Annotated in this window: 16 protein-coding genes; 7 read left to right on the top strand and 9 right to left on the bottom strand. The window is 66.9% G+C overall.

Annotated elements, in window-relative coordinates:
* Window positions 1-12: 12 nt before the first annotated feature.
* The 3 genes from atzF to ABIC30_RS27520 all read left to right on the top strand — a co-directional run bounded on the left by atzF (window position 13) and on the right by ABIC30_RS27520 (window position 4,151).
* Window positions 13-1,824, top strand: a complete 1,812-nt coding sequence (atzF, locus tag ABIC30_RS27530; protein ID WP_020091232.1) for an allophanate hydrolase — start codon at window positions 13-15, stop codon at window positions 1,822-1,824.
* Between the two features lie 115 nt (window positions 1,825-1,939).
* Window positions 1,940-2,947: a dienelactone hydrolase family protein gene (locus ABIC30_RS27525; RefSeq protein WP_354456411.1), complete on the top strand. Its 1,008-nt coding sequence runs from the start codon at window positions 1,940-1,942 to the stop codon at window positions 2,945-2,947.
* A gap of 676 nt (window positions 2,948-3,623) precedes the next feature.
* Window positions 3,624-4,151: a hypothetical protein gene (locus ABIC30_RS27520; protein WP_081636429.1), complete on the top strand. Its 528-nt coding sequence runs from the start codon at window positions 3,624-3,626 to the stop codon at window positions 4,149-4,151.
* 248 nt (window positions 4,152-4,399) lie between these two features.
* Here ABIC30_RS27520 and ABIC30_RS27515 read toward each other — a convergent pair whose 3' ends face one another.
* From ABIC30_RS27515 to ABIC30_RS27505, 3 genes are all read right to left on the bottom strand, one after another.
* Window positions 4,400-4,912: a hypothetical protein gene (locus ABIC30_RS27515; RefSeq protein WP_026604632.1), complete on the bottom strand. Its 513-nt coding sequence runs from the start codon at window positions 4,910-4,912 to the stop codon at window positions 4,400-4,402.
* Window positions 4,913-6,046: 1,134 nt separating this feature from the next.
* The gene (locus tag ABIC30_RS27510; RefSeq protein ID WP_020091235.1) at window positions 6,047-6,271 is read right to left on the bottom strand and encodes a hypothetical protein; all 225 of its coding nucleotides are present in this window, start codon (window positions 6,269-6,271) and stop codon (window positions 6,047-6,049) included.
* Between the two features lie 156 nt (window positions 6,272-6,427).
* Complete coding sequence (locus ABIC30_RS27505; RefSeq protein ID WP_020091236.1) at window positions 6,428-7,186, bottom strand: sugar transferase; 759 nt, start codon at window positions 7,184-7,186, stop codon at window positions 6,428-6,430.
* Window positions 7,187-8,378: 1,192 nt separating this feature from the next.
* Here ABIC30_RS27505 and ABIC30_RS27500 point away from each other — a divergent pair.
* Window positions 8,379-9,524, top strand: coding sequence for a glycosyltransferase (locus tag ABIC30_RS27500; protein WP_091927915.1), 1,146 nt, complete (start codon window positions 8,379-8,381; stop codon window positions 9,522-9,524).
* A 118-nt stretch (window positions 9,525-9,642) separates the two neighbouring features.
* Here ABIC30_RS27500 and ABIC30_RS27495 read toward each other — a convergent pair whose 3' ends face one another.
* The 6 genes from ABIC30_RS27495 to ABIC30_RS27470 form a co-directional block, all read right to left on the bottom strand.
* The gene (locus ABIC30_RS27495; RefSeq protein ID WP_026604634.1) at window positions 9,643-10,986 is read right to left on the bottom strand and encodes an FAD-dependent oxidoreductase; all 1,344 of its coding nucleotides are present in this window, start codon (window positions 10,984-10,986) and stop codon (window positions 9,643-9,645) included.
* A gap of 564 nt (window positions 10,987-11,550) precedes the next feature.
* Window positions 11,551-13,026, bottom strand: a complete 1,476-nt coding sequence (locus ABIC30_RS27490; protein WP_020091239.1) for an O-antigen ligase family protein — start codon at window positions 13,024-13,026, stop codon at window positions 11,551-11,553.
* Between the two features lie 150 nt (window positions 13,027-13,176).
* On the bottom strand, window positions 13,177-14,535 hold the full coding sequence (locus ABIC30_RS27485; RefSeq protein ID WP_026604635.1) for a polysaccharide biosynthesis/export family protein: 1,359 nt from the start codon (window positions 14,533-14,535) through the stop codon (window positions 13,177-13,179).
* 279 nt (window positions 14,536-14,814) lie between these two features.
* Window positions 14,815-16,230 carry a lipopolysaccharide biosynthesis protein gene (locus ABIC30_RS27480; protein ID WP_020091242.1) on the bottom strand — a complete coding sequence of 472 codons (1,416 nt, stop codon included), beginning with the start codon at window positions 16,228-16,230 and terminating at the stop codon, window positions 14,815-14,817.
* Window positions 16,231-16,474: 244 nt separating this feature from the next.
* Entirely contained in the window at window positions 16,475-17,536 is a 1,062-nt protein-coding gene (locus tag ABIC30_RS27475) for a glycosyltransferase family 4 protein (protein WP_020091243.1), read from the bottom strand.
* Window positions 17,537-17,718: 182 nt separating this feature from the next.
* Window positions 17,719-18,741 (bottom strand): glycosyltransferase family 2 protein, encoded by a 1,023-nt coding sequence (locus ABIC30_RS27470; protein ID WP_354456410.1) that lies wholly within the window; start codon window positions 18,739-18,741, stop codon window positions 17,719-17,721.
* 625 nt (window positions 18,742-19,366) lie between these two features.
* Between ABIC30_RS27470 and ABIC30_RS27465 the strand changes: the two genes are divergently transcribed.
* The 3 genes from ABIC30_RS27465 (at window position 19,367) to ABIC30_RS27455 (ending at window position 23,828) form a co-directional block, all read left to right on the top strand.
* Window positions 19,367-20,212: a hydrolase gene (locus ABIC30_RS27465; RefSeq protein WP_354456409.1), complete on the top strand. Its 846-nt coding sequence runs from the start codon at window positions 19,367-19,369 to the stop codon at window positions 20,210-20,212.
* Window positions 20,209-21,528: a rhodanese-like domain-containing protein gene (locus ABIC30_RS27460; RefSeq protein WP_354456408.1), complete on the top strand. Its 1,320-nt coding sequence runs from the start codon at window positions 20,209-20,211 to the stop codon at window positions 21,526-21,528. The genes ABIC30_RS27465 and ABIC30_RS27460 overlap by 4 nt, the downstream gene beginning before the upstream one ends.
* Window positions 21,529-21,797: 269 nt before the next feature.
* Window positions 21,798-23,828 (top strand): glycosyltransferase, encoded by a 2,031-nt coding sequence (locus tag ABIC30_RS27455; RefSeq protein ID WP_354456407.1) that lies wholly within the window; start codon window positions 21,798-21,800, stop codon window positions 23,826-23,828.
* The last annotated feature ends 1 nt before the right edge of the window (window position 23,829 follow it).

Raw genomic sequence — 23,829 nt, 5'->3', positions numbered from 1 at the left:
TCGCTGCGAGGAATGACCGTGCCCCCCTTCCCGACCATCCCGCTCCTGCACGCGGCCTACGCCGAAGGCCTCGACCCGCGCGCCGTCGTGGCCGAGGCCTACCGGCGGCTCGCCGCGGTGGACGATCCCGGCATCTTCCTCGCGCTCGTCCCGGAGGCGGATGCTCGCGAAGCCGCGGCGGCTCTCCCGCCCTTCGACCCCGCGGCGATGCCGCTTTGGGGCGTGCCCTTCGCCGTCAAGGACAACATCGACGTCGCCGGGCTGCCGACCACCGCCGCCTGCCCGGACTTCGCCCACACCCCCGCCGAGACCGCGCCCGCGGTGGCGCGGCTCCTCGCGGCCGGCGCGATCCTGATCGGCAAGACCAACCTCGACCAGTTCGCCACCGGGCTCGTCGGCCTGCGCACCCCCTACCCGGCCCCGCGCAACGCGATCGATCCGGCCTACGTGCCCGGCGGGTCCAGCAGCGGCTCGGCCGTGGCGGTGGCTCATGGGATCGTCGCCTTCGCGCTCGGCACCGACACGGCGGGGTCGGGCCGGGTGCCGGCGGCGCTCAACAACGTCGTCGGGCTGAAGCCCTCCCTCGGGGCGATCTCCAGCCGCGGGATGCTGCCGGCCTGCCGGACCCTCGACACGCTCTCGGTCTTCGCCGGCACCGTGGCCGACGCCGACGCGGCCTTCCGGGTCATGCTGGGTCCGGATGCCGCCGATCCCTGGTCGCGGGCCCTGCCGGTGCCGGCCGCCCCCGCCGCCCTCCCGCCGGGCCTGCGCCTCGGGCTCCCGGACGGGGCGAGCCTCCGCTTCGGCGGCGACGGGCTCTCCGAGGCGGCCTTCGCGGCGACGGTCGCCGATCTCGAAGCCCTCGCCGGGGCGGCGGCGCCGGTCGATCTCGCGCCGATGTTCGCCGTCGCGGCTCTGCTCTACGACGGCCCCTGGGTCGCCGAGCGCTACGCGGCGATCCGCCCGGTGATGGAGACGCGCCCCGACATCCTCCACCCGACGACGCGGGCGGTCATCGCCTCCGCCGAGCGCCACAGCGCGGCCGACGCCTTCGCGGGCCTCTACCGCCTCGCGGCGCTGCGCCGGGCCGCGGACGCGGTCTGGGACCGGATCGACGTCCTCGCCGTGCCGACCTACCCGCGCCCGCAGACCTGCGCGGCGGTCGCGGCCGACCCGATCGGGCCGAACAGCGAGCTCGGCACCTACACCAACTTCGTCAACCTGCTGGACTGGTGCGCCCTGGCGGTGCCGGGCCGGCCCCGCGCCGACGGCTTCCCCGCCGGGATCACCCTGCTGGCGCCGCGCGGCTCGGACGGGCTCCTCGCCGCCCTCGGGGCACGCCTGCACGCGGCCTCGGCGCCGCGGATCGGCGCGGGCACGATGCCGGTGCCGGTCGTGGAGCCGGGGCCGGCTGCGGCCGGACCGGACGCGATCGAGCTGGCGGTCGTCGGGGCGCATCTCTCGGGACTGCCGCTGAACCGCGAGCTGGCCGGCTGCGGCGGGCGCTTCCTGCGCGCCGTGCCGACAGCCCGGGACTATCGGCTCTACGCCCTGCCGGGCGGCCCGCCGCAGCGCCCGGGGCTGCTCCGGGTGGCGGCCGGGGACGGCGCCCCCATCGAGACCGAGGTGTGGGCCCTACCGCCCGCCGCGTTCGGACGCTTCGTCGCCGCCATCCCGGCACCGCTCGGCATCGGCACGCTGCGGCTCGCCGACGGCACGGCGCCCAAGGGCTTCCTGGTCGAGCAAGCCGGCCTCGACGGGGCGGCCGACATCACGCGCTTCGGCGGCTGGCGCGCCTACCTGGCCGACCGCGCGGCCGCGTAGCCCTCGCCCCCGGGGCCTGACATCGGGCAGCGAGAGGAAACCGGTTCCGGTCCCTCCCGCGGCGACAGGCCACCCGCGCCGCTGCTAGGCTGCCGCCCGGTGGCGGAGCGTTCCGATGCGGCGATCGATCCTGTTCCTGGCGGCCTGTCTGCTGGCCGGCATCACGCCGGCGGCCACCGCCGGGCCCGCAGCGGACGGCGTCGCCGATCTCGGCAGCTACGCCGCCCGCATGGAGGTTCACCCGTTCGAGAGCCTGACGCTGACCGACCGGCAGTTCCTCACCGGCACGTCCGAAGGAGCGAAGCCGGTCACGGTCGCGGGGATCCTGCGCATCGCCAAGGCGGGGACCGAGCGCCTGCCGACCGTGATCCTGATGCACGGCTCCGGGGGTCTGGGCGGCAACATCGAGTTCTGGCAGCGGGCGCTGGCGGCGCGCGGGATCTCGACCTTCGCGATCGACGGCTTCACCGGGCGCGGCCTGACCAGCGTCAACACCGACCAGAGCCTCCTGGCGCGCACGAACCTGATCCTCGACATCTACCGGGCGCTGGGCGTGCTGGCGAAGCATCCGCGGGTCGACCCGGCGCGGATCGCCGTAATGGGCTTCTCGCGCGGCGGGCAGGCCGCGCTCTACGCCAGCCTCAAGCGCTTCGACGCCGCCTGGAACCGCTCCGGGGTGATCCCCGCCCTCTACCTGCCGGTCTACCCGGACTGCTCCATCCGCTTCCGGGACGACACGGCCGTGGCGGATCGGCCGATCCGGATCTTCGGTGGCGGCAGCGACGACTACAATCCCGCCGCCACCTGCGCGGCCTACGCGGAGCGGCTGAGGGCGGCCGGCGCCGATGTCGACCTGACCGTCTTTCCCGGAGCGCAGCACGTCTTCGACAACCCGGCCGGGCCGACCCAGCCCGTGGTCGCCCGGGGCGCGCAGACCGTCCGCGCCTGCGCGATAAGCGAGGCGGCGGACGGCGCCCTCGTGGCGGGCCCGGACGCCACGCCGTTCACCTACGCGGACCCGTGCGTGCAGCGCGACCCGCATATTGGCTCCGACGCCGCCGCCCGCGCCGGGATCCTGGCGCGTGTCTCGCACGCGCTGGACGCCGCGTTCCGGGGACGGTGACCGACGGAGCGCGGTGCGGATCTGCGCGGCCCCTGCCTGCCGGCCGCGCGCTCGTGCGGCGGCCGACTCGGTCAATTGACGTCGTCGGCCGTCGGCTTGCCCCGCACCGCCCGGGCCGCCCCCAACCTGCGTGTCGCGTGGCGTCCTACCTGCAGGCAGCGTCATGAATGCTCACAGATCGAACGTGCTCGGCCGAACTGTGGCGATCTCGTGCCCAACTGGGCCAGTAGGCGCAGCCTCTTCGACGGCGAGGACGATCTATCGGGGCTATCTTTAAATGCCCGGAGACCCGCGACCCCGCTCTCGCGGGCACGGACACCTTCCGACCCGAACACCGCAACCAACTTCGCATGAAGGACAGGGACAACCGAGGGCGTAGCTGCGCGCTTCAATCGACAAATCTACTGCGTTAGATACATCATCGAAATTCGATTTGTCTTAAGTGCACGGAAATCGGAGCTGTTCATATCAGGGCCGAAAGTCACTTGTCGCGAGACGGAGCCCATCGCCGAGATCCGCCGGCAAGAATGGCCACTGAGCCCCTATACTACTTTTGGTCATTGCGTACTTCGGAGATTGCTGTAGCCAGTTTATAGGGGTTGGACTCGCCCCGCCCAACACTGGTATGTCATGCGCAAGCTTGGCTAGAATGGCCCGGCGCAGCGCGAGGGCGACCATGGCTTTCAGACGAATCGGAACGCTCGTGGCGGTGCTCACTCTAGGCGCGTGCTCCCACGCGCCGCTGATGCCGACTGCCTACAGCGCCTTGCCGCCCCCGACCGCGATGCCTGCGGCAACCGCGTCGACGGGCCCGCTCGTGGGCGCCGCGGCGCCGCGTGCTGAGTCCGATATCGATCCGCTCCCCATCGTCATTCCCGGCACTCTGAAGCTCACGGACGCGCAGATCGGCCAGAACGGTGTGAACCCTCTGGCGGTTCTCGATTCCTCGATGCGCAACCGCATGAGCTGGAAGAGTCTCCGTCCGGAGAATCTGACGAAGCCGCCGATCTATTCCGGCCTGTCCCGCATGTCGAACGGTGCCGGCGTCGGAGAAGCCTCGGCCACACAGAAAGACAACATTCCCGGCTTCGATAAGGATCTCGCCACCAAGAGGATCATGTCGGAGTACAATCGCGAAGCGGCGATGGCGGCGCTCCTTAAGGGCGGACGCGGCGCCGCGAAGAGCGTATGCTCAGGATGCTGACGTCGCTCTTCGACGCGGCTCGAGAGTGAACGGCAAGTTCTCCGTATCGACCGGCACGCCTTGGTGCGTTCTCACCCGCCACGCCGGTCCCGACTACGGCCCCCAAGCCGGCGAAGCGGCCATCGCTTTCGCCGTGCGCTCCGTCAGCCGACGCCGCACAGAAGTCCGTTCGCGGACTCCTTCCGGGGAGGATCCCGACGATGCGCCGCACCCATCCTCTCCGCCTTCTTCACACCTGCGGCCAAGCGTCAGTAGCGCGGCGAGAAATTCATCCCCGTCACGACGGTGAAGACCGGTGGTGTGCGGTCAGCAAGCTCGATGCGTGCCGGATCCTGCGAGCGCTCTGTCTGAACCGAGGGGCAGAAGACGGTGGAGGGCACCTCGACCGTCGGTGAGAGCACCCGTTCCAGAGGAGTCGGCCTCGTCATCGCGGGCTTCGGGTCCAGCCAAGTTCCGGGCACCACCTGCTGCCCACAATTGCTGACAACCGCTTCATGTATCGTCCCATCGATTGCGGCGGAAACCACACAATTGGCGGGATGGTACACCAACTCGTACTGAAACTTCCTGTTCTCGTCGGACTCCGTTTTGAACCGGTTGTCCAAAATCACGGCCGTGTGCGGGCGATCGGTTGTCCCGACAACATAGAGGCGACCGGTGGCGATGGCAGCGACCGTGATATCGGAGGCCGCCGATGCGGGCATGCTGAAGACAAGCGCCAGCACTCCGGAGAGCGTCGCCGTCGAAACCAAGCCGCGCATCCTGCCCTCACCCTCACCCGCAACCTGTTCAGACCCGACTCGATTGTATCGTCAGCCGTGATCGCGCCCTGAACAGCGGGTCCCACAGCCATTCTACCGAGCAATGGCCAGCATCCATCACCCGATAGAGGTACTCAGATCTCTCATCCACCGGGATATCGAGCTGGACGGACCGTATACCAACGCTCGAGCGCCGGCCCGCCCGTGATCACCGAGCCAGGTCCCTGGGTCCGGGACAGGAGCGTGCACGAACCTGACAGCCGGCGCATCGACGCGATCGCCATCCGATACCGGGAACGTGCCACCTTTCCTGACCAGGGACCTATACGTCCCAGACCTGGAATCGATGGCGCGGCATCGCGCACCGAATCCTGAGAATGCCGCTTGCGCCGTTCCGCTCCGATCGGTGAGCCTTCCGACCGCTCCACAATCCGACGTCGGCGATGACGCGAACGCCGAGCGACGAAGGATCGTGAACATCTCTATGATACGACACCGAAGAATCTCAACATAAAATAGATTACGCCGAACAGCGTTACACCTGCAGCAACCCAGATAAAGACCAGCAACCATCGATCAAAATATGCGACATCGCAGTCGGCGTATTCTGTGGCGCAGGGAACGCAGTATGCGTTGGAGATCTCCACCTTTGCCCCGCACGTTTGGCAGGCACCGACCGAGAGGGAGCGCTCGCTGGCGGTCATCCTGCGCGTGCGCGGCGGCCAGCCAAAGTGCCAGCGCCGAATGGCAGCCCCTGCCTCCGAGAACCTCATACAAGCACTCGCCACTCGATATGGGCAAATGACATCTGATCCCGTTCGGGATCCATCACGTCTGTCAATTTTCAGAATAGTCAATAGCGCTACTTCATAGCGTTAATATTGTCAATCTCGACCTGATGAAGCTCCCACAACCGGCGCCGCGGCTCCGAGTTCGGTATGCTCCGGACATAACCGGCCTGCGTGCCCGAGAGGTGGGCGGTGAACGGACGCTCAGATGCGCGTTCAGCGTGGCATCACGCTCACCGGAGCTCGGACGGCTGGAGGCCGCGTCGCGGGTCCGTCGGCGGATGACGTATCACGACAGGCCGCTCGAGCCCGGCGAATGCTCGACTGTGACGATGCTGCGCTCGGCTCAGAGCCGCTTCGCAGCGGTGGTCCGATCGCGCAGGATCGAGCGCGCGGCCCGGCACCACAGTCGAGTCGGTAGCCAGTACAGCGCTCTCACCGCACCGAGAGCCGCCACGATCGGCACGAACGCGTGCGCCAGCAGATCGAGGATGACGCCAGGCGGCTCATCCGCCTCGATCCGATCGTACCAGATCGGATCCTCGTGCCGGTACGGGTCTCGTTCGGTCATCGCTGGCACCCGCCACAATCCGATCCGGCCCTCATCTGTCGGACCAGCAGAGTGCTGCCCCGAACCGGATCTGGGAGCGCGGTTCGTGCTGCGCCGTCGCGCAGGGCCAGAGCACGCCGCGCCCCGGCGCGGGGCGGCTCGGGGACCACCCGCGCCTCATCGGCTCCCGCGCTGCGCCAGAACCGCGGGAACCGTGCGCAGCATGATGGCGAGATCCCGGTGCAAGGTCCACCGGGTGGCATAGTCCAGATCCAGCGCGACGCGCTCGGCATAGGTCGTGTCGGAGCGGCCCGAGACCTGCCACAGCCCCGTCACGCCCGGCGGCACGGCGAAACAGGTGGGGAATGCCCGCCCGTAGCGGGCGACTTCGGCCGGCACGATCGGGCGCGGACCGACCAAGCTCATCTCGCCGCGCAGCACATTCCAGAGCTGCGGCAGCTCGTCGAGCGAGGTCTTGCGCAGCACGTAGCCGACGGCGGTGACGCGCGGGTCGTCGCTGAGCTTGTGCGTCGCCGCCCACTCGGCCCGGGCCAGAGGATTGGCGGCCAGATGGGCCGCCAGAACAGCGTCGCCATTCGTCACCATGGAGCGGAACTTCAGGCACCCGAAGCGGCGACCGTCCCGACCCACCCGCATGTGGCGGAAGATCGGCGCCTTGCGATCACCGGCATACACGAGGGCGGCGATCAGGATCAGCAACGGCAGCAAGAGGAAGAGGGCCGTGGCCGCCACCGTGATGTCGAGCCCGCGCTTGGCCGCCCAACCCAACCGCAGGCCGCGCGCCACGAACGGCGCCGTTGGCAGAACGGCCTCCGCGACAGCCTCCGCGGCATCGCCCACTTGGTCCGCCAGCTCGACACCGTACTGCGGCGCACGCAAGGCAGGCTGAAGCGGTGGGCCGACGTCGCGCAGCATGTTCTGGCTCCTCGTGACGGCAGGTGGCCGCCAGGCGCAGCAACGGTTAATCAATTGTTAACGACGGGATATCAAATCATCGCGCCTGTTTCAAGCTTAACCGTACCCTAAATGTCAGTATATTTTCCGCCCAAAAATGCAAGAATAGATTTCGATCCCGCAGGATGAAGCACAGTGGCACCGGGCCTCTGCCTCTCGACCCAGACACGAATCCGCCTCGATGCCGCAATCCAAGCAATGTCACGAGACACCGACCTTGGCCGGATGCTCACCCATCATTGTGCACTGCGTCCGTCCGGCCCGAGGAATGCCGCGCGTTCCCACGGTTGATGGTCGAGAGCTGAGCCACTTGCAGCTCTGTGCTTCTCCCGCGCGCGCGGGCCACCCGTCCGGACCGGGACGCTCGCGCATGGGATCGCGGTGCAATGTCCAGACGTCCCGCCGCAGGCATTCCGGGAGATCGCTGCGGCGGCGATCGCCGGGATGTTGCTGAATGGCGCGACGAAATCAATTTCGCGCCGAGGGCGATCATGACAAGGTGCGGGGCGCGCTCTATGGATGGACTTCCGATACAGTACCTCAGGCGCGGTCAGCGGGATGAGACGCGTGCCGGATCGGTGGCATCGGCCGCCGCGCCGCGACGGACCGTGCGTGCGCGGCCCTATTGCGATGCCGCGGGACTAATCCCTATGGCGGCGGGTTCCGCAGCGTGACCCGGATGGGCGAACTCAGTATCCTGCGGATGGCTAAGCGGCATCCAACGTGCAGGAGCGGCCACAATGCCGGAGCCAGTACGGATTGGGGCCACTCATGATGCATGCGCCGAGAGAGAACAGAGTGCCGGGTGGCGCGGCACGCCGGGTGGTCTGCGCCTGTTCGGCCGACGGGTGGGAGCGCGGAGCCTGATGCGGCCCCGGAGCATACCCGCCAAGTCGACCGGGCCTGCCTGCAACGTCCATCCGCAGCGGATGGCGTGAGACCCGTCGATCCCGTCTGAAAGTCATCAATCCCCGCGGCTCCCGAGGCTCGAACCACACAGGTCCAGCCGAAGGCGCACGTTTCCGATCAAGACTGAGAATAGCGCAATCATGGTCCCTTGCCTGTGGAGCAGCTGCCTGCCAGCGACCGATCGGACATCCACCGGGCGACTCGGTGAGAGCTGCGCGGCGATCGGGGAAGCAGGTTCCGAGCGATGAGAGTCGCGATCGTCCATTACTGGCTCATCGGGATGCGCGGCGGCGAGAAGGTCGTCGAGGCGCTCTGCGACCTCTATCCGGAAGCCGACATCTTCACGCACGCCTACGCCCCGCAATCCATGTCGCCGACCATCAGGGCGCACCGGGTCAGGACCTCGTTCATCGGCCGATTGCCGTTCGCGACCAGCCGATACAAATCCTATCTACCCCTGATGCCGATGGCCCTCGAGCAGCTCGATCTGCGGGGATACGATCTGATCATCAGCAGCGAATCGGGTCCGGCGAAGGGGATCATCCCGCCATCCGACGCGCTTCATATCTGTTACTGTCACTCACCGATGCGGTACGTCTGGAACATGTACCACGATTATCGCGAGCGGACGGGGCTGCTCACGCGCCTGCTGATGCCGCCGGTGGCCCATTACGTGCGCAACTGGGACGCGGTCTCGGCGGGCCGGGTCCACGAGTTCATCGCCAACTCGGACACGGTCGCGCGACGCATCGAGACCTACTATCGACGCCAAGCCAAGGTCATCCATCCGCCCGTGGACACGGCGGCCTTCGAGATCGCTCCGGATGGCCAGCGCGGTGACTACCATCTGATGGTCGGCGAAATGGTTCGCTACAAGCGGCCGGAACTGGCGATCCAGGCTTTCAACCGGTTGGGGCAGCCGCTCGTGGTGATCGGCGGCGGCGAGATGCTGCGTGAACTGCGCAGCATGGCCGGTCCGCACATCAAGATCCTCGGGCCGCAGCCCTTCGAGGTCCTGAAACACCACTACGCACGGTGCCAAGCCCTGATCTTCCCCGGAGAAGAGGATTTCGGCATCGTCCCGGTCGAGGCCATGGCGAGCGGACGGCCGGTCGTCGCGTTCGGCAAGGGTGGTGTCACCGAGACAGTCATCGACGGCGTGACCGGCACCTTCTTCCACGAGCAGTCCGTCGACGCGCTGATCGATGCCGTCCAGCGCTGTCGGGCGATCGGGGTGGAGCCAGAGCGCCTCGTCCGCCGCGCAGCCGACTTCGGTGTCGGCCGCTTCGCGGACGAGATCAGCCGTTTCGTCGACGGGGTCCTCGCGCGCGAGCGCTTGGCGGCCCCTCGTCCTCCGCGTGAGCCGGGCCGCGCCTATCTGGTCCAGTGAGACGGCCCCGCGTCGGCGGCCCCGGCCTCCTCGCCGAACCGCCGAGGTCACGACCGAGGCGGGGGAGGCCCCGGTCTCAGAGGGCGGCGCGCGGCGCCCGCCGGCAGAATCGACTCGACTAAGCGTCCGATGTTCTTGTCGGCATCAGGTGAGCCGCCGCGTTGAGCGTCGAAACACGGGCCGTCGGCTGGTAGTCGAAACCGCCCTGTCGTCCGAACGACTCGATCCCGAAGTCGGCGAGTTGGGCGAGCGCGCGCGACACCCGCTCATGGGCCTGCCCGGTGTAGATGGGATAGGCACAGGGCACCACTTGGCTGCCCTCACAAACCAGATCACCGGCGAAGAGCCCGTTCTTGGCGACATGTGCCCGAAAATCCTGCTCGGCGATCGTCACGGAATCGTTCGCGTGGCCAGCGATGACCTCGACTCCAAAATACTCGCGCCCCTCCACCCGACCGTAGAAATCGGAATACATCGTGAGCCGCTTCCAAGCGCCGTCATGCGCGAAGTTGTAGAGGATCGAACAGTCGAAGCCGCGATTCCCGTCGAAGCTGAAATACAGGCTGATCAGCGTTACCGAGGCGAGACCGGGATCCTCTCGGACTCCGCAGAGGGCCAACGCCCGCGCAATGGGGATCGTCGAGATGAGTCGCTGGGCGGTCAAACGGCGGCCACCTGTGCGGACATCGAATTGCGTCCCGCGCCGTGTGATCGATTCGATCCGCTCGCCCAGATGAAAGACCGAACCGCGCTGCCGCAGGGTCCGGGCGGCCACTTCGTAGAGGGCATTGAAGCCTTCGCGGGGTCGCGCCAACTGCCTGTTGGTCGGACCCGGCGCGCGATGCCGGCGGACATAGCGCAACAAGACGCGCGGGCTGGCGTGCTCCTTGATCCAGAGCATCCGCTTCTCGGCGAATTCCAGATCGACCCAGTCGGCCGGAACGCCGAAGAACCGCTTCATGTAGCTCTCGAGGCCGGACCTTCTGAGCAGATAATCACCGATCCAGTAGCGAGCAAACTCCCGCGCATTCCCGATTCTGCGCCGCGCCACGCGCGAGAAAGCGGCCGATAGCACGATCCTGAAGATGCCCCATGGACCGGCCCGGACGATGTCGTCCCGGATCGACAGCGGGTAGGAGGTGACGAAAGCCTGGGGTGTTAGCTTTCCCCACGTCGGCTTGATCGGAACGTAATGTTCCAGCAACTCTGGAAAATACTTCAGCAGCGGCGAATCGTCCTGAAATATTAGACTTCCGATGTCGAATGTATATCCATTGATGGACCGGTCGATATGATTGCCGCCGATATTTTCGAATTCGTCGATGACGGCAATATTTCGACAGCCGAGATCGTGAAGAATTGAAGCCGATACGAGGCCTGTAATACCGGCCCCTAATACGATCGCATCGAAAATCTCGTCTCCCGAGTGCCCATGACAATCGAAGGCTGAAGAAACGGTCATGATTCGCTTTGCATCGGCCACGGCGTCAGGCGATGGAGGACGATGCCGGAGCATGATGGTCGGCCGCGCCGAGCACGATGATCATCGCCGACACTCGAATCAGATCGGAAGTTGCGGATCGATACCATAGGATCAGTTCGGAACCCAGTCATGACTACCGTTAACTGAGCAGAATTTGCAAACACACTATGCGCGCGGACCGAAACATCGCCTGACGATCGCACTATGGATCTGTCCCCGTTCTGAACGAGCGGACAGGCGCTCCGCGCCTTGCGGCCGACAGAGGCAGCATTGGCCGCCCTTCAGCAGGGTAAAGTCAACAACGAAAACGACAGATGTCCCATGAGCCATTTGATCAATGGCTTCGAGGCAGTGGATCCACCCAGCATACCTTGAGCGTCCCCCGCGCCCCCGGGCCATTTTCGAGGTCCCTGCACGGCCGTCGCGGCGCGCCGGCGCGGCCCGTGGTTTTGCTCCCGGAGCGGAACACGGAACGGCAGTCCCCGGTGCCGGACGGCAGCAACGCCCAGCCCTCGGTCCGGCCATCGGCCTCCGGGGCCGCCCTCACGTGCCGAGTGATACGTTCTGAGCCGAATGGCGAGCCGGTTCGGCGAGCCGCGACCGTATCGCGACCGCGGCCGGCTCGATCGGAGTTGCGGAGACACCGATACGCCCGACTGGATGACGTGCGGGATAGGCGCAGGCGGTGGCGGCGAAGATGTAGAATATCAAGCCCTGATCGACGGTCGGGCCCGCGATGAGGCTGCCAGGGAGAAGGGACAGGCAGGCGACGCGGCCAGCAGCACGGATGTCGCTCGCGTAGGTCCGCGGCGCTCCGCGCCGAAATCCGAACACCGACGCCAGGAAAAGCACGTAGAAGACGGCTCCGGGAATCCCGACATTCGACAGCACCGCGAGCGGAAAGCTCGATGTGCGATTGGTTCCGAGGCCGACGCCCAGGCCGTTCGAGTCGATGAAGTTCCGCCACGCATAGGCGTTCCAGGCCGAACGCTGAACACCCGAACTCGTCTCGGCTTTGCTCAGGACAAGCGTATCGACGTAATCGTAGATGCGCTCAGCCACGCCGCCGACCGAGAAGGCCAGGAGCACGAGGACGCAGGCGACCAACGGACCCGCGACCACCAGCCAGGCGCTGAAGCGGTCCTGACGACGCGTGCTGCATCGCAGCAACGCGATCGTGTAGAGCATCGGGATCAGCACCGCGGCGCCGACCAGGCCGGTCGAGGAAGTCGACAGGATCACGAACAACAGCGAGATCAACGCCAGAGGTCCCGTCACCAAGGGCTTGCGGCCACAGAGCCACAGCATGCCCGTGAACCCGCAACCTCCCAGTGTCATTCCCGCGAAGGCCGACGCCTCCGGCCAAGCCCCGATGATCCGCCGCATACTGCCGACACTCTCCTCGTCGTGGAACGTGTACTGAGCGTTGCGAATGAATTGCAGGGCCTCCTGCGTGCCCGTTGCCGCCGTGAGGACGTCGATGATGCCGAAACATATGTTGGCAGCCGCGTAGAGGATGAGCGCCTTCGCGAGCGTCTCAATCCCGTTCTTCGAGGATCCGAAAGCGGTGATGATACTGAAACAGACCAGATCACCGATGAGATAGATCGGCTGCGTGAAATTGCTGGATACTGGTCCCAGGGGAACGACGCCGTCGCTCGTGATCAGGTGTGACGACGTTCCCAGCGGCACGATATAGGTCTGCCCCGCGAAGAGCCGCGGCAGGATGTAGCTGCTCGCCACCCCGTAGAGAGTGAGACAGAGAAGCCAGAAACCCGGTTCAGGCAGGCGGAACGAACTCAGGACCTGTGTCGAGATGTTGCGATGGAACAGAGTCGCGATCATCAGGAACACGAGGAAGAGATGCGCCGGCTGCACGTTGGCGCCGCCCAGCAGGAGTGCCGCGGCCGAGCCGAGATTGCAGAACACCACGAAGGCGATCACCACCGATTCCCTGCCGAACAGCAGACAGAACAGGCCGATGACGACCGCGATGGCGCCTATTGGTTCGAAGCTCATGTCAGGCTGATCCAGGCATGATCGACGGCGGAGCGGCGGTGGCACTCAGGCGACGCACCGGCACCCCCGGCGGTCGTGCCGGGCCGGGATCGGGCGATCGCGTCGTCTGGTCACCGCCCGGATCGATGCGACGCGCACGCATCGACCATCTCAGCGATTCGCACTCTCGGTTGGCCGCAGTGGCGCATCCGAAGTGGCCGGACCGCGGCTCACCGGAGCGCCCGATGATCCGGGCCGCGGCGACGGGGACGGCCGCGTCTCCCCGGCCTTGTCGGCCGGCTGGCGCACGAGCGTCACCCGCACGACGTCGCCGGGCTCGACGACGGCCTCCTCGGAGGCGAGCCATGTGCCCGCCTTCACCCCCTGCTTCCGGGTAATCTCGTAGCGCGCGCTCACGGCTTCTGCCGCGTCGTCGGTGCTGCCGACCATCTGAGACTCGGCATCGGCCGCGAGCCGCTCGGCTGTCCGCGCCTTCTCGTCGATCGAGGCGAGCTTCTGACGGGCATCCGCGGCCTCCGACAGAGCTTCGCGGCGGAACCGGGCCTTGAGGTCGATGATGTCGCGCTCGGCGCGCGTGAGGCTCTGCTGAGCGCGCAGCATGGCGACCTGCACGTCGAGTCGGCTGCTCTCGAACGACGCCTGACTCTGCTCCGCAGCCAGCTTGCGCGGCGCGATCGTGAGCCCCTTCGAGACCAGATCGTTGATCAGGCCGAGCTCACCGCGACTGAGCTCGATCTGGCGGTCCAGCGTTTTGGACTTATTATCGAGCGTGCTCATTTCATTTTGAAAGCTGGCGATCGACTGTTCAATCGACTTGATCTCGGCCTTCAGCGCATTCCGACGCGTGTCGAACAGGAGTTGCTCACCGCGGACGGCCTGCTCCGCGTATATCCTGTCCACCGTGCCTTTTAGCTCGCCGCCGAACGCGATCGTCTCCGCGCCGCCGACCTCCGCTTCGAGACGCGCCAGCTTGGCGGCCAAGGCGACCCGCTCCGCGGCCAGATTTCGCAACTCGCCGCGCGTTGTGACCGCGTCGCGCTGGATACTGCGCGGGTCGGTGCCGCGCATCAGTCCCTGAGCCGTGCTGACGGCCTGTAGTACGGTCAGGCCGGGTTGATACTCGTACTTGCCGGGCTGCTGGACCGCACCGATGATGTAGAAGGGACGGTAGGTCGCGACTTCGACCGATGCCGCGGGCTTCTCCGCGAGATCGGCGACCTGTTTCAGAGCGACACCGATGGCGTTCGCGAGATCGATCGGCGTGCCGCCCGCCGCCTTGATCTGGCCGATCAGTGGCATGGACACGGTTCCGTCCGCCGCAACGACGAACTGACCGTTCAGTGCCGTCCACGAGTACGCTTCGCCTGTGTTGCGACGCAAATCATAGACGCGGATCGTCAGATGATCCTGAGGGCCGAGCAGATATCGACCGGCTTCGTCGGCGGCCGCATTCGCGTGCGGGCTGCCGAACAGCAGGACGCACGCCGCCGCAACTAGACGCAGACGCATCAAATTCTCCCCGACCAGAGCCAAATCTTGAGTATAAGTCTGCGCGCTGCGATCGCCCTACGGTATCCGTAGCACAGAATCCCGAAGGCCACATCGAAAGGTAGCAGACGCCGCCAAGTTAGCCAAGATTTAACGACCCGAGGTCTGTCTTGCGGCCGCTGCTCATCCGAGCCGTTGAAGTGAGCGCGGCCAAAATTATACCCTCCGCAATCTCGTGGATCAGCCCGCTGGCGGCTGTAAGTTCTGCGTTCTTCGCCGCTGGCCCTCGCGCGACCGGCCTCATGGACGCAGGGTCCGCAGGCGGAATCCGAGCAGCAGCATGCTCACGCCGTAAGCCGCCGCGCCGCCGAGGATCAGGGCCGCGAGAAGCCCGGCCGAGCCGATATCCAGGCGGCTCAAGGCGGCCCGCAGCGCGAGGACGGCGGCCGCCATCACCGCGCACGAGAGGGCAATCTGCCAGAGATTACGGATCTGCCCCGCCACACCGGCACCGACGAGACGCCGCGCGTAGATCGCGCTGATCAGGAAGTGAAACAGGGCCGTGGCAAGGCGCGCGTAGATCATCATCATCACGCCGCCGAGATAGAATCCCAGTGTCATGCTCAAGACCTTCGCCACCGACTCGAGGAGCGTGATCTTGAGCATCACGTTCGGCTCGTCCATCGCGAGGCAGAGCGTTGAGACAGGTTGGTAATAGGCGGTGAACATGACGGCCAGCGACAGCCATCGCAGATAGGGTGCCGCGGAAATCCATTGCGCACCGAGGATGACGCTCACGATCTGGTCGGCGGTCAGTGCGATGCCCACGCCAGCCGGGAGCGCGATGATCATCGTGAGTCGAGCCGCCTTCAGGAAGGCGGCTCGTAAGCGGAGGCGGTCATCGGCCATCGTCGCGAACGCGGCCATGACCGGCCGCATAGCCGGACCGATGACGCTCTGGGTCGGGAGGACGGAGAAATCGCTCGCCACCCCGTAGCGGCCGAGTACGGCCTTGTCGACGTGGTAACCGAGGAACATGCGATCGAACTGCCAACTGAAGGCAGCGAGGATCTGTGAGGATGTGAACCAGCCTGTGAACGCCGAGAAGGCACTCAGCCGCGCCAGGGAGAGCCCCGGTCGGTAAGGCGCCAGCACGTAGGACAGGATGGTCGGCAGGATCGCGGATGCAGCCGGGTTGATCACCAGGGCCCAGTAGCCGGCTCCCAAGTAGAGAGACCCGATCGAGATCAGGGCCGCGGCCACTTTTCCGGAAAAATCCGCGAGAAACGACGCACGGAAGTCGATCTTGCGGAACAGGTGTACCATGGCCGGGCTGTAGAGGCTTCGCGCGATCGGCGCCGACGCGAGCGCGAGCGTGATGGGGATCAGTCGGACATCGTCGTAGATGTGGGCGACCGGCCAAGCGGCGGCCATCATCAGGACGGCGATGACCCCGCCCCGGAGAAGGCCCAGCGTGAATGCAGTATCCAGATGCGACTTCTCGATCTTCTGCAGACGCAACAGGGCCTGAACCAGCGGGATCTCGAGGATCATCTCGACGATCGAGATCAGGGACGCGGCGATGGCCGTCAGGCCGAAATCGGCGGGCGACAGGATCCGTGCGAGGACGAGCAGCGTGCCGAGATCGATCGCGCGCGCGGAGATCCGCGCGGCGACACTCCATCCGGCGCCGCGCAGCGTCTTAGAGGCGAGCATGAACGTGTCCCACGGAGGACTGACCGGCGCCACACCGGCCCGGAACGACGTCGTGCCTCGTGGTCACGACATGGATCCGGATCTGAGCAACATGGCGATTCCGATCCTGACACGCTCTGCAAGGCAGTCCTGAACCAGCATCCGGCGGCGGCATCAATCTAGCTAATTTGGTCAGCTTGCGATCGAGCCGCGCCCGCGGTGCGTTGTGGGAGCCGTGTCCGGGTTCCGCGCACCGGGACGCGCATCACCCCGCGAGGCCGGCAGCGCGCCGATAGACGGTCAAGGTCTCGTCGGCCACCCGTGCGATCCGCAGGTGATCCAAGTTGATCTGGCTCTTCGCTCTCAAAGCGCCCAGGGCGCTCGGATCGGTCGTGAGCGTGATCAGCGCCTGCGCAAGCTTGTCCGGATCGTTTGCCGGGACCAGAATGCCCGCCCTTCCCCCGTCGAGCAGCTCGGGAATCCCGTCGACGTCGGTGCCGACGATCGCGCAGCCCGCCTCCCGGGCTTCGGAGAGCACGAGCGGTGCCGGATCGGCGTGGGACGGGAGCACGAAGATGTCGGCGCCCAGCATCCAGCGGTACGGATCGTCCCGCGGCCCGGCGAAGGTAATGGCATCCGTGCAGGCCAGCGTGCGCGCGGTCTGCTCGTAGGCGTCCCGGTGAGGACCGCCGCCGACGACGTAGAGCCGCATGGCGCGATTGTGGGGGAACGCCTTGTCGAAGGCCTGCAGCAGATCGGGCAATCCCTTCCGGGGATGCAGGCCTCCGACGAAGACGATGGCGGGATGATCCAGAGCCTGCGGTTCCTCGGACCGACCGCGCATGCGGGCTGAGCCGATGGTCCCGTTGAGCACGACGTCGATGCGGGAAGCCGCGATGCCGCGCTTCCGCATCGACGCGGCGACCGCACCGCTCACAGCGATGACCCTGGTCCCAAGGCCCATGAGGACGGCCCCCTTCTCGAACTCATTGTGGACGGTCGTCACGAGGGGAACGCGCAGCAGCTTGCAGGTCGGCCAAGCCAGCACGGCGCTGGTCATCATATGGGCGTGGACGACATCGGGACGCCAACGCCGGAGCACACCGCCACATCCGAGGAACGACGTCAGGATCCGGGCAGGCGTGCGCGCGTGGCTCGCGAAGATCGACTCGACGCCGTTGGACCGGAGCAGCGCATCGAAATCCCCACCCTGACTGGCAATCGCGACCCGGTGTCCAGCCTGCGCCTGTTGGCACGCGAGATCGACGGCCGCGTGGACATGGCCGTTCAGTCGGCGCGTGTGATTCAGCAGATGGAGAATACGCATGACTTACGAGCGCTCGTGTCGGATCCGAGCCCCGGCCTGCGCTGGACTCCATGCAAGCCGCGGCGCCGATTAGGCGGGAGATACGACCCTGGCCGAACAGGAGAGCCGCCACATATTCCGGAGCCATCTAGGTGTAAAAGCGCGACCGGGCGCAACAGAAAAATCCGGCGCATTACTGATTTTCAACAATGCCCCGCACCGATCGTGGCGCGCAGGATCTGTCGGACCGGCCGGCGCTTGGGCGAGAAGCGGAAGGCGAGCAATGCCTGCGCACAGCGAACGGGCGCGAGAAACGTCGCGACGACGAAGAGCGCATTCGCCATTTTCCACTTCAGGGAACGCGGCTCGATCAGGACAGATCTGATCAGGCCCAGGAACGGCCTGCCACCGTACCGGACACCCCGGAGGATCGCCATGCAGAACTCGAGGAACTGAAAATAGTATGTCTGCTCTGGCTCGACGAGGGAGATCCCGGGACGCCAGTCGTGAAGAAGACCGCGCAGATGCCTCAGACGTGACTGGAAACGCTGAAGATCCCGCTCGACGGTGGCCGCCTGCGGGACGCGGCCCAGACCGGAGTCATTGCGGCCATGGACACGGTAGAGCCCGAGACTTTCGGAAAGGCTGACGATCTCGCCCATGAACGGGGCAGCCAACAGGATCACGCCATCGACAGCTTGGTCGTACGCGCATTGATGGAGCAGATCGCAGACATCGCGGCGGAAGACATTCCCGGACGTGGGCGGCGTCTGGTAGACGCCTGAGCGCAGGATGTCACCGACAGTCCTGTCCTGCCCGCGGAACGCGCCGAGAGCGGGGTATGGGTCCGCCAGGATCGCCCCCGTCGAGTCGACGCATCTCAGACAGAACTGAAGTTTGGCGACAGTCGGATCTAGTTCCGCGAGAATACGGTCGAGAGCACCCGGCAGAAGCTCGTCGTCCGCGTCGAGAAAGAGCAGAAACGGGGCAGAAGTCTTCGCCAATCCGTACAGGCAGGCCGCCCTCTGACCGCCGTTCGGAATCCGGAATGCCGCGACGCCGGACCGCTGGATAATCGACCATGAGTCATCCGTCGATCCGTCGTCTATCACGACGATCTCACAAGAGTCGTTGTGCTGGTCGACGACACTCTGAATCGCTTTATCGACAAAATTTTCGTAGTTGAAACAGGTGATAATGACTGCGAGCTTAGGATCCTTGACCACGAAAGACGTCTTTCTCGCTCGTCGCTCCGCGCTCCCGTCTCTCACTGTCTCGAGCGCTCAACAGGATGTTGGCTAGCACGGCATCCCGCCGAGATCCACAATCGATACATGAAGACGCAGCCACAACCCAAGTCTAATTGCCGGACTTATCGCTGACGAGCTCAGCATTTCACGTTGTCTCGATGACAATAGTCAATTCTCCGTGATCGAGAATCGATCGAGGTCCATCCCTTTCCGGCCCGAGCCGGGCTTCCAGGAACGTGTTGAACCCCGGATGAGGCGCGAGATCGAGGTGACATCCAGGCAAGTCGAGCCTGTCGGTCGATCCGTCGCGGCCGACGGCGCCGGCCGCCCTCCCAGCGCGGGCGGTCGTACCTTTGATCCCCCGGACCTACTCCGAACGGCGGTCTTGTTGGGCGCCCCCAAGCTCCACTAAGGCCCCCTTTCCCGGAAATTCCCCTTCGGTCGGGTCGATCAACCCGCCTTTTCGGGGGGTGCGCGGTCGCCTCGTCAATTCTTATGGCCGTAGCAGCACGCCTTCATTGATGTCGGACGGGACAGATTGTTGCTATACTCGTTGGAGGATGGACATCGCGCGCAGCGTGGTGCCGTCACGGCACCGTCATTGCAGAAGGGATCCGCCGGACGCGGCCCGGCGGGCAGGCATCAGGTTCGATCGCCATCGATCGGGAGAGATCTAGCCATCATGCACCTACCCGAGACGGCAGCCCGTATCGTATCCTGCGACGTCTTCGACACGCTGCTCCTGCGCGATCACCGGTCCGAGCGCTGCCGCTTCCACGAGATCGCGGCCGTCGCGTCGCAGCTGCTCGCGGCGGAGCACGGCGTGGCGCGCCGTCCGGGCGCGATCTACGCCGCGCGCCTGGAGGTGCAGCGAGCGGCCTACCGGGCGCTCGACTTGGCCAATCCCTCGGGCGACGTGCGCTTCGCCGACATGCTCGCGGCCATGACGCGCGTCCTCGGCCTCGATGATCGGGCCGCGGATATCCTGTATCGGGCCGAGATCACGGTCGAACGCGCCCAGTTGCGCGCGAACACCCGGCTGATGACGTGGCTGAGGGGCCGGGCGCGGGCCGGAGGCAGGATCATCGCGGTGAGCGATACGTACCACCGCGGCGAGACCATCGCGCAGCTGCTGAACGCGCTGGCTCCCGACCATCCCATCGCGCGCATCTACACCAGTGCCGACCACGACGCGACCAAGCGGACACGGGCGCTCTTCGATGTCGTTCTCCGGAGCGAGAAAGTGCCCCCCGCCGAGATCCTCCACCTCGGCGACGACACGCTGGCGGACGTGACGATGGCCGCCGCCGCGGGCCTGAGGACGGCACAACTGCTCCGGCCGCGCCACGTGGTGCTGCGTCGCCGCCTCGATGCCGTCCGCGCTCGCGTGATGCACCGGCACTGGATCGGTGCCGCCCGCAGCGGGGCCAGGAGGATCGGGCCGTGAGCGCGACCGACGCCGCACGCGGCCCCGCGGGCGACGACGCGGGCGACGACGCGGTCGCGTTCGGCCAGCGCGTGCTGGGCCCGATCCTCGCCGAGTTCTGCCTGCGCCTCTGGCTCGCGGAACGCTTCCTCGCGCCGGACAGGACCGTCCTCCTGTTCTGCGCCCGGGGTGGCCTGCGCCTGCAACTCGTCTACGAGCGCTTCCTCCAGCGAACCGGCCTGCCACAGAACCTCCCGCGCGCGGCCCTGATGGTCTCGCGCCTCGTGGCCGCCCGCACCGCCTTCGATCCGCCGAGCCCCGGCATGCTCTCCGAACTCGGTCGGGAGTTCAGCGGCCGGTCGATGGCGGAGATCGCGGCGGCGCTGGCGCAACGCGACGATCTGGCCCTTCCGGCGTCCTGGGATGAGCCCTTCGAGGAGGGGGCTTTCACCGCGCTGCTGTCCGGCAACCAGCCCGGCGTGGCCCGCCTTCACGCCGCGGTCGCCCAACAGGATGCCCGTTTCCGCGCGCATCTCGAGGCCTGCGCCGGCCCGGCGCGCCACTGCGTGCTGGTCGATACCGGGCTCTACGGCAGCACGGTCCGCATGCTTCAGGAGGGCCTGCCGGAGCGGACGTGGTCAGGGCTCCAGCTCGCCCGCTGCAACTACAAGCGCCTCGCCACACCGCATTTCCGCCGCACGTTCGGCCTGAGTGTCGAGAGCGACTGGTACAAGCCCTGGGACGCGCGCACGTCGGTGCTGCGCTTCTGGCACCTGATCGAGGCCTGCCTGGAACCGGACCTGCCGAGCGTCCGCACCTTCGCCCAGGCCGTCCCGGGATCGCCGCCGCGGGCCAATCTTCAGGACGACGGCTGGGAGGCGCGGATCGCATCGACGCGGCCGGACCTCTTCACCGGTGTCCTGGCCTACATCGACGATCTTCGCTCCGAGAGCGTCGCGGCGATCCCGGACGACGCGGCGCGGGCGTGGGCGGCCCTGAAGAAGGCAATCATCTGGCCGGATGACCGGACCGTCTCGACTTTGAGTCTCGGCGGCAGATCCCGCGATTTCGGACGCGTCGAGCTGAGCGCGCAGTACGCCACACCGCGGCCGGCCCGACCCGCGCAGCAGATCCGCGACAGTCTCTGGCGCGAGGGCGCGCTTCTCCGCTTCTTCCCGCGGGCCGGCCGGTTCCTGCTTCCCGTGATCGAGGCCGTCTACGCCGGTCGCGCCCTTCGAAGGGAGGCCACGTCCCGTCTCGTCCGCCGCCGCGAGCCCGCGCCCGAGGCGCGCGCGGAGCCGCCCCTGTGGCGCCGGCAGGCCTCTGGCGCGAACTGAGGTCTCTCCGTGTCGTCGAATGCAGCGTTCGGGCCTCGGCTACTGCACTTGGATTTTCCTGTCGAGAATCAGAATGCTGCCTATAAAATAATTAGCGTCCCGGATTTTTACCTCTATTACGTACGCGAATTCTGCGCACGCGCGGGGTCATGCGCGATCCCGGCTCCTGGGATCGCGGGTCCGACCGCGCCGCTCACGCGAAAGGTGGAACACTCTTGTTCTCGTATTCGATCCGCGAATCGGGGCTCCGACAGGAGTAGAGCGACAGCATGACGGCAGTCGGATCGTTCGGAATCAACGGTCGGTTCCTCACCCAGCCGATGACCGGGGTTCAGCGCTACGCGATGAACGTCACCCGGGCGCTGAGCGCGACCCTGGCCGCTCGGGGCGAGAGCGCCCCCTTGCTGTCCGTGCCGGACACGCAGGATCCCCGTCTCGCAGGCACGCCGCTCCGCACCGTCGGACCGGCGGGTGGGCATGCCTGGGAGCAATTCGTCCTGCCGCGCGCCTGGCCCGGCCGATTGCTCAACCTCTGCAACACCGCCCCCGCGCTGAAGGCCGATCAGGTCGTCTGCATCCACGACGCGAACGTGTTCAACGCGCCGGAGAGCTACAGCGCGTCGTTCCGGACCTTCTACAGGACGCTCCAGCCGCTTCTGGCGCGCCGTGCCGCGCGGATCGCCACCGTCTCGAGCTTCTCGGCCGGACAGATCGCCAACCATCTCTCGGTGAGAGCCTCCGACATCGTCGTGCTCCCGAACGGGCACGAGCACGTGCACGCCTGGGATCCGCGACAGGCCGTCCGGGCGCCGGCGGCCCTGGACCGGGACGCCGACGGCCTGGAGCGCCCCTTCGTGCTGGCCCTCGGGTCCCGCGCCCGCCACAAGAACCTCGATCTGCTGCTCAAACTGGCGCCCGCCTTGGGCGAACTCGGGCTCGACCTCGTGGTGGCGGGCGGCCAGGCGACCATCTACGCCGCCGAGGACCTGCGGCGCGGCGAGAATGTCCGCCACCTCGGCTTCGTCACCGACCACGACCTCGCCTACCTGATGGAGCGCGCCCTGTGCCTGGCCTTCCCCTCCCTCACGGAGGGGTTCGGGCTTCCGGCGCTGGAGGCGATGGCACGCGGCTGCCCCGTCGTCTCGACCGACCGCGCGAGTTTGCCGGAGATCTGCGGGTCGGCGGCCCTGCTCGCTCCGCCGGACCGGCCGGAACGCTGGCTCGACCAGATCCGCGCCCTGGCCGCGAGCCCGGACCTGCGATCGGACCTGATCGGCCGCGGTCGCGATCAGGCCGCCCTCTTCTCGTGGGAGGCTTCGGCGCAGGGCTACCTCGATCTCATGCGGGCGCCGAAGGTGCGGCCGACCGCGCGCGCCGCCGCGCGCCCTGCCGCGCGATCCGCGGCACCGCCATCTCCGCCCAGCATCGCCGTCGCCATCGCGACGCTGGGCCGTCCCGAGGTGGTGACCGGCACGCTGCGGCGGATCCTGGATCGGCAGACCCTGAAGCCCGCCGCCATCCTGATCTCCTGCGTCACCCCGGACGATGCCGGCGAGGCGGCCGCGTGGCCCGGCGTGACGGTGGTCACGGGGCGTCCCGGCCTCGCCACTCAGAGAAATGCCGCCCTCGCCGCGCTGCCCGAGGCGATCGATATCGTGGTCTTCTTCGACGATGACTTCGTCCCCGAGGCCGGCTGGCTCGCGGCAGCCGCGCAGCGCTTCGAAGACGAGCCGGACATCGTCGGCCTGACGGGCGACGTCGTCGCGGACGGCATCAAGGGGCCCGGACTGCGCTTCACCGAGGTCGACCGGATGCTCGCCGCGCTGGCTCCGGTCGAGCCGGCGGCGCCCATCGAGGCCTTCAGCCCGTACGGCTGCAACATGGCGTTCCGTCGCTCGGCCATCGGCACGCTGCGCTTCGACGAGCGGCTCGTCCTGTACGGCTGGCTCGAGGACCGCGATTTCGGCGCGGCCCTGGCGGCCCGAGGCGGCCGGCTCGTCAAATGCATGGAGGCCCGCGGCGTCCATATGGGCGTGAAAGGCGGCCGCATCTCCGGCGATCGGCTCGGCTATTCGCAGATTGTCAACCCGCTATACATGCTGCGCAAGGGTACGATGACCCTGTCTCAAGTCTTCGGCCAGATTACCCGCAACGTTCTCAGCAACGTGACGCGCTTCGCGGCCCCCGAGCCGTTCATCGACCGGCGCGGCCGGCTGCGCGGCAATCTGCGCGGCGCCGCGGACGTGCTCGTGGGACGGCTGGAGCCCGAGCGGGCCCTGAAGATCCGACGGAAAGTGTGAG

Source organism: Methylobacterium sp. 1030, assembly GCF_040544715.1.
In the GTDB taxonomy this organism is placed as follows: Bacteria; Pseudomonadota; Alphaproteobacteria; order Rhizobiales; family Beijerinckiaceae; genus Methylobacterium.
This window is presented reverse-complemented; position numbering and strand designations above follow the sequence as displayed.

Bases quoted from the DNA above. Each gene is read 5' to 3' on its own strand.
- atzF (WP_020091232.1), top strand. From the start codon at position 13: ATGACCGTGCCCCCCTTCCCGACCATCCCGCTCCTGCACGCGGCCTAC.
- ABIC30_RS27525 (WP_354456411.1), top strand. From the start codon at position 1,940: ATGCGGCGATCGATCCTGTTCCTGGCGGCCTGTCTGCTGGCCGGCATC.
- ABIC30_RS27520 (WP_081636429.1), top strand. From the start codon at position 3,624: ATGGCTTTCAGACGAATCGGAACGCTCGTGGCGGTGCTCACTCTAGGC.
- ABIC30_RS27515 (WP_026604632.1), bottom strand. From the start codon at position 4,912: ATGCGCGGCTTGGTTTCGACGGCGACGCTCTCCGGAGTGCTGGCGCTT.
- ABIC30_RS27510 (WP_020091235.1), bottom strand. From the start codon at position 6,271: ATGACCGAACGAGACCCGTACCGGCACGAGGATCCGATCTGGTACGAT.
- ABIC30_RS27505 (WP_020091236.1), bottom strand. From the start codon at position 7,186: ATGCTGCGCGACGTCGGCCCACCGCTTCAGCCTGCCTTGCGTGCGCCG.
- ABIC30_RS27500 (WP_091927915.1), top strand. From the start codon at position 8,379: ATGAGAGTCGCGATCGTCCATTACTGGCTCATCGGGATGCGCGGCGGC.
- ABIC30_RS27495 (WP_026604634.1), bottom strand. From the start codon at position 10,986: ATGACCGTTTCTTCAGCCTTCGATTGTCATGGGCACTCGGGAGACGAG.
- ABIC30_RS27490 (WP_020091239.1), bottom strand. From the start codon at position 13,026: ATGAGCTTCGAACCAATAGGCGCCATCGCGGTCGTCATCGGCCTGTTC.
- ABIC30_RS27485 (WP_026604635.1), bottom strand. From the start codon at position 14,535: ATGCGTCTGCGTCTAGTTGCGGCGGCGTGCGTCCTGCTGTTCGGCAGC.
- ABIC30_RS27480 (WP_020091242.1), bottom strand. From the start codon at position 16,230: ATGCTCGCCTCTAAGACGCTGCGCGGCGCCGGATGGAGTGTCGCCGCG.
- ABIC30_RS27475 (WP_020091243.1), bottom strand. From the start codon at position 17,536: ATGCGTATTCTCCATCTGCTGAATCACACGCGCCGACTGAACGGCCAT.
- ABIC30_RS27455 (WP_354456407.1), top strand. From the start codon at position 21,798: ATGACGGCAGTCGGATCGTTCGGAATCAACGGTCGGTTCCTCACCCAG.